The organism is Tangfeifania sp., assembly GCF_055108615.1.
Map to the genome: position 1 here is coordinate 1 of NZ_JBSQIC010000097.1, position 13,447 is coordinate 13,447.

A 13,447-nucleotide genomic window follows, 5' to 3' on the forward strand; every position below is an offset into this window, starting at 1 on the left:
TGGAATTTATTTGTGATTTGTGATTTGCATATTGGAATTTCATTGTCATTTCGACCTTAGGGAGAAATCTGCTTTAAAAATTAGATTTCTCACCTTCGTACCTCAGGTTTGCCAATGACAGTTCAAAGTTGACATGACACTATTAAATTTCTGGCCAAAACTACATAAACGAAACAGGGCCGGAAATCCCTGAGTGTTGGGATTTTAATCAGATAAGATCTTCGGGATTGATATTTTCGGTGTCGATGAGGTTGTTGAGGATGGCGTAAACGGTTAATCCTGAGATGGATTTGATGCCGGTTTTGTCGGTGATGTTTTTCCGGTGCGATATTACAGTGTGGATGCTGATGAAGAGTTTTTCGGCAATTACCTTGTTGGAATGGCCGAGTGCCACCAGTTTCAGCACCTCTTTTTCGCGCACTGAGAGTTCTTCGCTTTCGTTGGTTTGTGTTTGTTTCCTGGTTTTATTCAGGCAGCGCGAAACCATTTTTTGCAGCTGGACGGCCCCTGTTTGGGTAGTGATATAAAACTTGCAAAAGGGGAGGGGTTCATCACGATCTTCTTTTTCATTAATGAAGTCAATCCACTTCACCTCGTTGTTTTTTTGCAGCAGCTTATAGTCATTGATTTTTGCGGCTGTAATATTCTCGCCGATAATAACAATTTCCCGACCTTTCAATTCGCAAAATGCTTTCAGCTCTTCTGTTTGTTCCAGCATAATAATTTCAGCATTGAAATAACTGCGCAAAATGGCGTTTATCCCTTTGCGGGTAATTTCCGAGGAGTGGATAATGAAGATCTTTCTGTTCATTTCAGCAGCTTGTTTTCAATTTCAATGGTTAAGGGCATTAAAATTTTATCCTCAATCCGCGCATGATCTTCCAAATCTTTTTCAAAAAGGGAGAGGGTAATTAAAAAGTCGTTGCAGATATTTTTGTCGTAATCGGGCGTAATGTATTTAATCAGAAGGTGTTTCAGGTCATTTAATTTTTCTTCCACATTCGAATGTTCTTTTTCAAAATTACGGATGGTGTATTCGCTGTCGGGTTTTTGTGTTTTTACGAGGTTGATTACATACGGAAAAACTTTTTCTTCTTCGTGATCGATGTGTTGCCTCAGCTCTTTTTTGTACTTTTTGTAGAAAACATCCACCATTTGCAGTCCTTTAAAGTCGGAGGGGCTGCTTGCAATCAGCCGGTTCAGCAAATCGTCGAGTTTGGGTATTGTGTACGAAAAGTAGTAGCTGTGTGTTTTTCGCAGGTAGCTGATTATTTCCAGCGGCGAAAAAGTAAGCAGTTCATTTCTCGGAAAATACTCCTCGTTGTGGTAGGTGTTCACAATGGCCAGGAAAAACCCGGTACTGATGTCGTGTTCATGGCAAATTTCTTCAACCGTTTTATCGCGAATTCCCAGTTTTATCCCAAACCGGTTCAGAACGGGTAACAGGTGATAATTGTGGTCGATGATGTGGTACAGTTTGTCGTTTTTCTTAAAAATTTCCATGCTGTTTTTAAATTTCATGTTTAGCAATAGGTGTCGCATAACTGTTGCAGGTCACTGTTCTCAATTTGGAATGTGGTGTGTCCTATGTTAAACTTTTCATTCAGTTCGTTTTGTAAATCGGTAATAAACCGGTCATTGTTTCCGTTGGTCATAACCAGGTGAGCGGTCAGTGCCACCTGCGTGGTGCTCATGGCCCAGATGTGCAGGTCGTGCAGGTTTTCAACGCCCTCTTTTTTCTCAATGAAGGACCGCACTTTTTCCACGTCAATATTTTTTGGGACCGCGTCCAGTGCAAGGTTCACCGAATCGGAGAACAGTCGCCAGGTTCCCCATAAAATCACGGCAATAATGATGAAACTCATCACGGGGTCAATCCAGAGTTTTCCGGTAAGCAGAATGAGCAGCCCGGCAACAACCACACCCAGCGAAACGCCAGCATCGGCAGCCATGTGTAAAAACGCACCGCGGATGTTCAGGTCGTTTTTTTGTCCTTTAATAAAAAGCAGTGCGGTAATTGTGTTGATAACAACGCCAATTCCGGCAACAATCATAATTTGTGTTCCGCCCACCGGCTGCGGGTTTTGCAGTTTCATTACGGCATCCCAGCCAATAGCAACTACTGCGCCAAAAAGCAAAAGGGCATTTAAAATGGAGACCAGGATGGTCGTTTTCCGCAATCCGTAAGTATATTTTCCGTTGGGTTTGAGCGAGGCCAGCCAGGCAGCGATCCAAGCCAAAGCCAGACCAAGCACATCACTGGCGTTGTGGCCTGCATCGGCCAGCAGTGCCGATGAGTTGGCAATGAGCCCGTAAATAATTTCAATGGCCACAAAAATTATATTCAATGCAATGCCAATGGCAAAAGCTTTGCCGTGGGTTACCTGATGTGTATGTCCGTGCGAATGTGCCATGTTACAATTTTACTTGCTGCAAAATAACAAAAATTTAAGCGCAAAAAGTCTTTTTCACTGTCACCTAACAAATGAACGGCAGCCGGGTTCGGTGTTTAGTTTTCTTCGTTATGTTGCATGGCTTCAAAAATTTTTCCGATTTTTACAGTTAAATCCAAAAACAGTAAATTGAAACCAGCAGCGAGAAAAAGAATAATTGTATCGGTTACCAACGATTTGGTCTCGGACAACCGCGCGCACAAAACCTGTTCTACGTTAGCTGAAACGGGATTTGACATGTTGCTTGTGGGTAGAAAATTACATCACAGTCCCAACCTCACTCCGCGAAGTTATTCCACCAAACGGTTTAAACTGCTGTTTAATAATGGTCCCTTGTTTTATGCCTGTTATAATTTCAGGTTGTTTTGGATGTTAATTTTCATGAAGTTCGATGTGCTGCTGGCCAACGACCTCGATTCGCTTTTGGCCAACTATCTGGCATCGAAGATTAAAAAGAAACCTTTGGTTTACGACAGCCACGAGTATTTCACCGAAGTTCCCGAGCTGGTGGACCGTCCGGCGGTAAAACGGGTTTGGGAATGGCTGGAAAAACAACTGGTTCCGAAAGTGAACGCGGCTTACACCGTGTGCGGTTCCATTGCCCGCATTTACACTGAAAAATATGGTGTTGATTTCCGGGTGGTGCGGAATGTTCCGGCTAAGCAAAACTTTAACCTTCCTAATAATAACATTTCAGAAAAACGGGAGAAAATAATTCTTTACCAGGGGGCTGTGAATATTGGCCGCGGACTGGAACAGGCCATTTTGTCCATGAAGTATTTGCAGGGTGCAAAACTGCTCATTGCCGGCGATGGCGACATAAAAACTGAGCTGCAGCAGTTGACCGAAAAGAAAGGATTGCAAAACAAGGTGCAGTTTTTGGGACACCTGCCCATTGACGGGCTGGCGCAACTTACCCCACAGGCCCATCTGGGGCTTTCAATCGAGGAGGATTTGGGGTTAAATTACCGCTACGCACTGCCCAATAAACTGTTCGATTACATCCAGGCGCGGGTGCCGGTGCTGGTAACCGATTTGCCCGAAATGGCTTCGCTGGTAAAAAACTACCGGATTGGCGAAATTACCAACTCGCTGGAACCGGAGGCGCTGGCAGAAAAAATGGAAGAAATGTTAGTAAATGAAGCTAAACAGGCCGAATGGAAACAAAACCTGGAAGCAGCCGCCCGTGAACTGACCTGGGAGAACGAAAAAGGCATTTTATTGAAAATATTTCAGTGTTTTTTATAATGCAGCCTTGCGTTCAGTTTTCCTTCACTAACCCCGGCATTAATGCCGGGGTTAGTGAAAAGTCAGCTATGATGGGGGCTTTAGCCCATGACCAAAATTCATTTTAATTTTTTCATCCGTTTGAATACTAAACAAAAGAAATAAACAGTTTCTTGTTAAGAAAATTGAATGTTTTTTAGCAGTCCATGAAAGCGATTATGTCTATTTTAGAAATTTGATTCAGGCTGATAAAATGCCGCGTTAACAGGCAGTCAGCAGGAGGAATCAAATGATTTTCAAAAAAATAAAGCATGAGAACTATACGAATTTTAGTAGTTATTCCACTTTTACTATTTTTTTCTTTCCCGGCATTTGCTCAGCAAACTGACTATTTTGAAGATATAAGCGAGCGGATTCAAATGGCGCGTGAACTGTACAGGCAGGAAAAATACAACTCTGCCTACCAGGAATTTGATAAAATCACCCGGCAGGTTGATCCCAAATCGGAAATCTATTCAGAAGCCCAATTCTACAAATCGGTGTCTGCTTTAAAATCAGGCTTAACGGCAGGCTACAAAATGGTTGACAGGTTCATTGAAAATTTTCCTGAAAGCCCTTATCTCAACCGCGCGTGGTTCAATCTGGGCAACTATCAGTTTGAGCGGAAGCAGTATGCCGCTGTTTTGCGAAGTTACGCCGAAGTGGATCAGGCTGAACTGGATGAATTTGAACGCGTTCAGTTCAAATATCAAAACGGTTACTCGCACCTGATGATGGATAACGAGGAGCAGGCCCTCGCGGAGTTTGAAGAAATTAAGGATGCCAACAATATTTACAGCCGGCCCGCCAGCTATTACTGGGCGCATATTATGTACCTGCGCGAAAATTACCAGTCGGCACTGGAGGGTTTTTCCAGGCTTAACGGCGATCCCACCTATTCGCGTGTTATTCCGCTTTACGTGAGCCATATTTACTACAAGCAGGAAAAATACCAGGAAGTAGTTGATTACACCGTTTCAATTTTAGATGACGTGGAGGAGGAGCACCGCACAGAATTGTCGAAAATTGTTGGCGACTCCTGGTTTCATTTACGCGAATACGAAAAAGCAATCCCTTATCTTGAAACCTATTACGAAACTTCCGGCCCGAAAACCCGGGAAGACAACTACATTCTGGGGTATTGCTACTACATAACAGGAAATTATGAAGGAGCCGTTCCGCTGCTCGAAAATGCCTCGAAAGGGAAGGATGAGATGGCCCAAAATGCTTACTACCACCTGGCCGATGCCTATATAAAAGTGGATGAAAAAGAGAAGGCCAGGGTCGCTTTTGAAGCGGCATCGGAACTCGATTTTAATGAGCGGATTAAAGAAGATGCCTTGTTCAGCTACGCCAAATTAACCTACGAGCTTTCTTATTCCCCTTTCAACGAAACCATTAAAGCTTTCGACCGCTATATTGAACTGTATCCCAATTCAGAAAGAAATTCGGAAGCCTACCGCTATTTAACCGAGGTTTATATGGTTACCCGAAATTACAAGGATGCCATCAGTTCAATTGAGAAAATCGAAAATAAAACACCTTCAATTTTGAGGGCCTACCAACGGGTAACTTTTTTCAGGGGGCTCGAGTTGTTCAATAATCTCGCTTACAATCAGGCCATCGATTACTTCGATATTTCGTTAAGCCACGGCAGCCACAGCCGGGAATTAAACGCCCGGGCACTGTACTGGAAAGCCGAAGCCTTATATCGCGTGGGTGATTACAACAGTTCAATTGCCACTTATTCTGAATTTTTACGAACACCCGGCGCTTTTTCTCTGCCCGAATTCAGGGATGCGGAATATAACCTGGGCTATGCCTGTTTTAAACTGGAAGATTACCAGTCGGCTGGCCAGCATTTCCGGAATTATATTAACGCGGCCAAAGATCAGCGCAGCGAAAAACTGGCTGATGCCTACAACAGGGTGGGGGATTATTATTTTTTGAATGAAGATTATGCAATGGCAAAGCAAAATTATCAGCATTCGCTTGACATGAATCTGTTTGAACCTGATTATGCCCTTTACCAGATTGCCTTTTGCCAGGGATTGCAGCATCAGTACCAGGCAAAAATTAATTCGCTGGAAAGGCTGCAGACAGGTTTCCCGGATTCAGAATATGCCGATGATGCCCTCTTTGAGCTGGGCCGTGCCAACGAAAGACTTGGCAATAATTCGGCAGCAACACAAAATTACCGCCGGATAATTAACAATTACCCTGAAAGTAATTTTTACCGGAAAGCGCTTTTGCAACTGGGCTTAATTAATTATAACAGCGGCAATTTCAGCCAGGCGCTGACCCATTTTAAAAATGTTGTGGAAAATTTCAGGGGGTCGTCCGAAGCCCAAACGGCTTTGATGGGAATTAAGAACTGTTACGTTGAAATGAATAGTGTTGATGAATATTTTGCTTATACCAACCAGCTGGGCGGTGGGGTAAATGTAACCACATCGGAGCAGGATTCAATGACCTACATGGCAGCCGAGCGGCTCTACATGTCGCAAAACGACCAGGCCGCCTCGCAGCTTTCAAATTACCTGCGGCAGTTTCCCAATGGCAGTTTTGCCACAAATGCCCATTTCTATCTGGCTGAACTGCTTTATAAAGAGGGTAAATTTTCGGAGGCCAACGAACATTACACGTATGTGGCACAGCAGCCCAATAATATTTTCAGCGAACAGGCGCTTTCACGTGCATCGGAATTAACATTCAATGCCAATAATTATGAACAGGCCCTTGAGTTGTTCAATAAACTCGAAAGAGTTGCCGGCAGCAAATGGAACAACCTGAAAGCCTATACCGGCCAGATGAGGTGTAATTTTGAACTGGAAAATTACCAGGCAGCTATCAGTGCAGCACAAAAAGTAAAAAACTCGGATGTGGTTAATGAAGCCTGGATGCGCGAAGCCAATTTTATTTTAGGAAAATCCCATTACCTCAGCGGAAACCAGCAGGCTGCCATTGAGCCACTGAAAGCTGTGGCAACCGACACCAAGTTGGAGCAAGGCGCAGAGGCGAAGTTTTTGATTTCGGAAATTTATTACAACAGCAATCAGAAACAGCAGGCAGAAGAGGAAATTATGGATTTTATTGCCAAAGGAACTCCGTTTCAGTTCTGGCTCGGGAAATCATTTTTGCTCCTTGCTGATATTTACCTCGACCGCGGTGATGATTTTCAGGCAAAACATACCCTGCGCAGTGTAGTTGAAAACTACGGTGCTGACAACGACGGGGTGAAAGAACGGGCCGCACAAAAACTGGCTGCCATTGAAGCCCAGGAGCAGAAAGAGGAGCAAAATGCCCGCGACAGTTCTTTCCAGTTAGAAATAAACGACAATTAAAAAAACAATGAATATGTTCAGAAATAAGTTAAAATACATATTGTTTTCATTTTTTGTAACTGCTGCAACTTTTGCTTTTGCTCAACAGGATACCACGCTGACTCAGGAAGTTGAAGTAGTGAAAGATTACACCCCTACCATTTCAGATGCCAATAAAATAAGCGACATGCCAAGGATTGAAGATGAGAATCAGGAAAAGCCCAGCTTCACTTACAGTATTTTTTCGCAGCCCATTTTCAATACTTTTTCGGTGAATACATTAAAGGCAGCAACGTTCAGTTCTGAGCCTGATGAACCTGAAGGACTGGGACTGGTTAAGGCCGGCGTGGGAAATTATAACCGCCCTTACGCGGAGGTGTTTTTTAACAGTAAAAATGGCAGGAACACGCTTTTCGGTTTACATGGCAGGCACCTTTCGTCGCACGGAAAAATTAAGCTTGAAGGCGATGACCGCGTGAAAGCGCCATATTCGGAAAACGAAGCCGAGATGTTTATCAAACACCTCTACCGTAATGCAATACTGTCAGTTAACCTTAAATTCGATCATGAGGGTTTCGATTACTATGGTTATCCCAACGAGCCAGTTCCGGATTTTCTGTTTGAAGATGATCACGGAATAAACTATTTTGGTTCGAGGCAAACATTTTCCAAGGGAACCTTTAATATCAACCTCGACAACAGCATGGCCCGCAACCGCGAATTTGCTTTTGATTTCGATTTTCTGTATCACTATTTCGGAACAAAAACCGGCCAGCGCGAGCATTATGGAAATTTTACAGCTGATGTCAGAAAGCCATTTGATTCAGGCGAAGGATTATTGAAAGCCGGTGCCACATTTGTGCAGGCAACCGATATTTTTAACCGCACCTTAATGGAATATGGCAAAGACCGGCAAACATGGCTTACCGCCCAGCCGGCCTACCGAATTGGAGGTGATGTGGCTAACCTGAAAGTGGGATTTAAAAGCTGGTTTGTTCTTGACGACGACACGGATGCAGTGGCTAAAATTGCTCCGGATGTGAGAGTTAATTTCGCACCGGTGAAAGAGATTATCAACATTTTTGCCGGTGTCGATGGAAATTACATAAATAACCACTACTCAAAAATTGCCTACGAAAATCCGTTTGTGGATCCGGAACACGATGTGAAAAATAGTTTTGAGAAATTTCATTTTTATGGCGGTTTCGATGGGAAATTTGCCACAAAAACCAATTTTAAAATTGCCGTTGATTATTCAATGATAAAGGATCAGCCGCTCTACTACCTTTTTAAATATGTTTATCCTGAACAGGGAACCGTTCCGGCACCATCAATAACCGATAATGATTTTGATGTATTATACGATGACCTCGACCTGCTGAAGTTTAACGTGGAGATTTTCCATGCTGCATTTGAAAAAATGAACCTGCTGATTTCGGGTAATTACTATGTGTACAAAATGAAAAACCAGGACGAAGCCTGGAATATGCCACAATGGGATGGAAAAATATCAGCCGGTTACCAGGTTTCAAAACAGCTATATGTTACTGCCGATCTGTTTTTAACCGGCCAGCGAAAAGCCCTCATTCTTGAACACGACGGTTTTGATCCGCGTCCGGTTTTATCTGCCGAACTTTTAGTGAATCCTGATGTGCGGCAACATTCGTATAATTTGCCCATGGTTTTCGACCTGAATTTTAATGCCAATTACAAGATTACCGAGCGATTTTCGGTATTCGCGCAACTCAATAATTTTGGTTTTCAAAAATACCAGCGCTGGCTGGGCTATCCGGTACAAAGTTTTAATGTACTCGCCGGGCTGAGTTACGCATTTTAGCCGATGTTAAGTTTGTGAATTTTCAACAGTAAAATTCACTTTTCATGTGCAGGCTGTAATACTTCTTTTTGTGCTCATTTTCAGGTTGATAACTTGTTGAAAAATAGTAGTTTTAATCAACGATTAAACCCTGTTTCTTCGGTTATTTTTGTTATATTTGCGAGATGATTTTCCTGACTTCTTAATGTGTTGAGAAAGGGCTGAAAATCAATGTTTTGAAGTGAGTGATAACCAGTGTATTATCATTCATTTTTTTAAAATAGTTTATTAAATTAAAAAATATAGAATGACTGATATAAAAAAGGAAATTATCCCCCTTAAAGAGAGTAAAATTTATTCAGCCGAAAGTATTCAGATACTCGAAGGGCTCGAAGCTGTAAGAAAACGTCCGTCGATGTACATTGGCGACACTAATGAAAAAGGGCTTCACCATTTGGTTTACGAGGTAGTTGATAACTCTATTGATGAGGCGATGGGAGGCTACTGCAACAATATTGAAGTTATAATCCATGAAGATAATTCCATTACGGTACGTGACGATGGTCGTGGAATACCAACAGAGAAACATTCGAAAGATAATAAATCGGCCCTTGAAATCGTAATGACGGTTTTGCACGCCGGCGGTAAGTTTGATAAGGACTCCTACAAAGTATCAGGCGGTTTGCACGGTGTTGGTGTTTCCTGTGTAAATGCCCTCTCATCCTATTTAAAAGCCGAAATTCACCGCGACGGAAAAGTCTGGACGCAGGAATATTCAATTGGAAAACCTAAAGGTGAGGTTCAGGTAATAGGTGAGTCGGACATTACCGGTACCATAATTACTTTTAAACCCGACGAATCCATTTTTCAAACCACCAATTTTAAATATGAGATACTGGAAGCCCGTATGCGTGAGCTATCCTTTTTGAATGCCGGCATCCGTATGGTCCTGAAAGATGAACGCCAAAAAAATGAAGAAGGAGAAATAAGAGTTGATGAATATTATTCTGATGCCGGATTAAAGGAATTTGTGGAGTACCTCGATGACACCAGGGTGAAATTAACGCCTGACGTTATTCATATTATTACTGAAAAAAACAATGTTCCGGTGGAGATTGCCATGCAATACAACAACACTTTCTCGGAAAACATTCATTCATACGTTAACAATATCAATACCATTGAAGGTGGTACACATTTAACCGGTTTTCGCAGGGGTTTGACCAGGACATTGAAGAATTACGCCGAACAATCGGGGATGCTTTCCAAGCTTAAATTTGATATCAGCGGCGATGATTTTCGTGAGGGGTTAACTACCGTAATTTCGGTAAAAGTTGCAGAACCCCAGTTTGAAGGACAAACCAAAACGAAATTGGGTAATTCAGAAGTAAGCCTTGCTGTTGACCAGGCAGTTAGCGAAGCCTTGTCGCTTTATCTGGAAGAAAATCCGAAATCTGCCAAAATTATCGTGAACAAAGTTGTTTTGGCTGCACAGGCTCGCCATGCCGCCCGCAAAGCCCGCGAAATGGTGCAGCGTAAAAGCGCCCTTTCGGGTGGCGGTTTGCCCGGTAAGTTGAGCGACTGCTCTGAGAAAGATCCTACCCAGAGTGAAGTCTTCCTGGTTGAGGGTGACTCTGCCGGTGGTACTGCAAAACAAGGACGTGACAGAAAGTTTCAGGCCATTCTTCCACTGCGCGGAAAAATCCTGAATGTGGAAAAAGCAATGCAGCATAAAATTTTCGAAAACGACGAGATCAAAAATATATTTACTGCACTGGGCGTAACAATTGGTACCGAAGATGATGCAAAAGAGCTTAACCTCGATAAATTACGGTACCACAAAGTTATTATCATGACCGATGCCGATGTGGATGGAAGCCACATTGCAACGCTGATTATGACATTCTTTTTCAGGTATATGCAGGAACTTATCAAGCGCGGATATTTATATATTGCCACCCCTCCGTTATATCTTCTGAGAAAAGGAAAAAAAGAAACATATGCATGGACCGAACAGCAACGACGCCAGGTGATTGAAGAATGGGCCGGCGGTGTTGAAAGTGCTATCCATCAGCAACGGTACAAAGGTTTGGGTGAAATGAATTCTGAACAACTATGGGAAACAACCATGAATCCTGAGAACCGGACCTTGCAGCAGGTAACAATTGATAATGCTGCTGAAGCTGACCATATTTTTTCAATGCTCATGGGCGACGATGTTCCGCCACGCCGTAAGTTTATTGAAGACCATGCAACATACGCCAATATTGATGCATAATTTGTAATGCAGGATCCCACTTAAAATATTTCGGAATCATTTATGAACATTTGCGTATTTTCTTCGTCGAGCAATGCCATTAATCCTGTCTATTTTAAAGAAGCCAGTTTTTTAGGGAAACTGATTGGCGAAAACGGTCATACCCTGATAAACGGTGGAGCAAATGTGGGGTTGATGGAGGCTGTAACTGTTGCAGCCTCGGAGGCCGGAGCAAGAACAATTGGAATTTTACCGGAACGATTGGTTGAACGATCGCTGGCTTCAAACAATGCACACCAGGTTATTACAACCAAAAATATGCAGGAAAGAAAAGCCAAAATGCGTGAACTTTCTGATGCATTTATTGCACTGCCCGGCGGGTTTGGGACACTTGAAGAGATACTTGAAGTGTTAACATTACGGCAATTATCTTATCATTCAAAACCCATTGTTTTCATTAACACCAACAATTTTTTTAAATACCTTTTCAAACAGTTTGAAGTCTCTTTCTCCGAATTGTTTGCAAAAGAGGTGTACCGGAAGTTATACTATTCAGCACAAAATGCTGAAGAAGCATTAAATTATATTTTAGAATATAAACCGGAAGAACTCGATTCGAAATGGTTTGTAGTACCTGGGGAAGGCACAAAATAACATAACTGACAAAATTTCATTTTCGTTGAAATTTTTTTTGTCATTTTTTGACATTTACTTGTTTTGTTTGTTAAATAATGCAAAATGAACCTTTTGGGGTTGAGTAAAAAATAACACTGGCAGCATATTTGCGTTCACATATACACAAAATTTTTAAAAATTAAAACCATGAAGAATACAAGAAAATATGCTTTAACTTTTTTGTTGGTAGTGGCAAGTGCCTTTTTGGCTGTTTGGTTATACAGCTCTTTTTTTTCCAAAAGCGAAGTTGTTACAATTAAAGAAGAACAGCCGGTTAGGTTTGCTGCCTATTCGGATGGGGATGCATCGCTTCCCGATCTGACTTATGCTGCCGAAAAATCGGTTCACTCTGTTGTGCACATTGCCACTCAATCCGTTCGTGGTGGCGGATGGTCAACCGGAAATCCTTTTTTTGATGAATTTTTCGGGTTTCGCCAGCAGGAACCACAAATTGCCAGGGGATTCGGATCGGGAGTTATCATTTCAGACGATGGATATATTGTTACCAACAACCACGTAATTGAAAGGGCTCAAAAAATTAAAGTGATTCTTAACGATAAACGTGAATTTGAAGCCCGTCTGATTGGTACCGACCCATCAACCGATATTGCTTTGTTAAAGATTGAATCAGAAGATTTGCCGTTTCTTACTTATGGCAATTCAGACGATTTGAAAATTGGTGAGTGGGTATTGGCGGTTGGTAATCCTTTTAATTTAACATCAACTGTAACGGCAGGAATTATAAGTGCCCGCGCACGTAACCTTGGAATTAATGCTGAAGAATTATCAATCGAATCATTTATCCAGACCGATGCAGCTGTGAATCCCGGCAACAGTGGCGGAGCTTTGGTAAACCAGCAGGGAAACCTTGTAGGTATAAATACTGCCATTGCCTCGCGCACCGGTTCTTATACAGGCTATTCATTTGCAGTGCCGGTTTCAATTGTGAAAAAAGTTGTGGAGGATTTAGTTGAGTTTGGCGAAGTTCAGCGCGCCCTGCTGGGAGTGAAAATTGGAGATGTTACAGCAGCTGTTGCTGAAAAATATAACCTCGACAAAGTGGAAGGTGTTTTTGTTGGCGAAGTTACGGAAAACGGTGCTGCCCGCGATGCCGGTATAAAGTCAGGCGATGTAATTATCAGTGTGGCAGGCGAACGGGTAAATTCTTCTGCCGAACTGCAGGAAAAAATCAGCCTCTACCGTCCGGGCGACGATGTTAAGATTGGTGTTAAAAGAAATGGCGACAGGAAACAATTTACGGTTACCTTACGTAATAAACACGGTGACACTCAAATTGTGCGCGAAAATATAACTGTTCTCGGTGCCCGGTTTGATGAAGTCAGCACAAGAGAGAAAAGAAATCTTGACATTGAGAATGGCATCAAAATTATAAAACTGGAAGATGGAAAATTAAAAGATGCCGGATTAGAAGAAAATTTTATAATAGAAGAAATCAATAGTACTTTTTGTGAAATGGCAGGAAAAAAAGATTATGAAATTGTAAATAGAAAATTTTCCGAAGTATTTCCAAAATCTAAGACTTCTTTATTTGATTGGATAAAAATATTCAATGAAGTAGCTTTTACGCAAAAAGACAAGACTATAGAGCAGTATTTTGAAATTTTTGAAAAATATTTGAAAGTTCAAGTTATTAGTA

At 42.1% G+C, this 13,447-nt stretch carries 9 protein-coding genes; 6 read left to right on the top strand and 3 right to left on the bottom strand.

Annotated elements, in window-relative coordinates; translation table 11 throughout:
• Nucleotides 1-208: 208 nt before the first annotated feature.
• The 3 genes from ACTCNA_RS15725 to ACTCNA_RS15735 are packed head-to-tail and all read right to left on the bottom strand — an operon-like array spanning nt 209 to nt 2,414.
• Entirely contained in the window at nt 209-811 is a 603-nt protein-coding gene (locus tag ACTCNA_RS15725) for a response regulator transcription factor (RefSeq protein WP_462948886.1), read from the bottom strand.
• Nucleotides 808-1,521, bottom strand: a complete 714-nt coding sequence (locus ACTCNA_RS15730; protein ID WP_462948887.1) for a hemerythrin domain-containing protein — start codon at nt 1,519-1,521, stop codon at nt 808-810. The genes ACTCNA_RS15725 and ACTCNA_RS15730 overlap by 4 nt, the downstream gene beginning before the upstream one ends.
• A 2-nt stretch (nt 1,522-1,523) precedes the next feature.
• Nucleotides 1,524-2,414, bottom strand: a complete 891-nt coding sequence (locus tag ACTCNA_RS15735) for a cation diffusion facilitator family transporter (RefSeq protein ID WP_462948888.1) — start codon at nt 2,412-2,414, stop codon at nt 1,524-1,526.
• A 168-nt stretch (nt 2,415-2,582) separates the two neighbouring features.
• Between ACTCNA_RS15735 and ACTCNA_RS15740 the strand changes: the two genes are divergently transcribed.
• The 6 genes from ACTCNA_RS15740 to ACTCNA_RS15765 all read left to right on the top strand — a co-directional run.
• Entirely contained in the window at nt 2,583-3,701 is a 1,119-nt protein-coding gene (locus ACTCNA_RS15740) for a glycosyltransferase (protein ID WP_462948889.1), read from the top strand.
• A 290-nt stretch (nt 3,702-3,991) separates the two neighbouring features.
• Nucleotides 3,992-7,063 carry a tetratricopeptide repeat protein gene (locus ACTCNA_RS15745; protein ID WP_462948890.1) on the top strand — a complete coding sequence of 1,024 codons (3,072 nt, stop codon included), beginning with the start codon at nt 3,992-3,994 and terminating at the stop codon, nt 7,061-7,063.
• A gap of 13 nt (nt 7,064-7,076) precedes the next feature.
• Nucleotides 7,077-8,879, top strand: a complete 1,803-nt coding sequence (locus ACTCNA_RS15750; RefSeq protein WP_462948891.1) for a TonB-dependent receptor — start codon at nt 7,077-7,079, stop codon at nt 8,877-8,879.
• A 286-nt stretch (nt 8,880-9,165) separates the two neighbouring features.
• Nucleotides 9,166-11,136, top strand: a complete 1,971-nt coding sequence (gyrB, locus tag ACTCNA_RS15755; protein WP_462948892.1) for a DNA topoisomerase (ATP-hydrolyzing) subunit B — start codon at nt 9,166-9,168, stop codon at nt 11,134-11,136.
• 42 nt (nt 11,137-11,178) lie between these two features.
• A complete protein-coding gene (locus ACTCNA_RS15760) occupies nt 11,179-11,769 on the top strand; it encodes an LOG family protein (RefSeq protein WP_462948893.1) in 591 nt (196 codons plus the stop codon).
• 168 nt (nt 11,770-11,937) lie between these two features.
• The coding region (locus ACTCNA_RS15765; RefSeq protein ID WP_462948894.1) for a S1C family serine protease at nt 11,938-13,447 on the top strand (1,510 nt) is incomplete at its 3' end.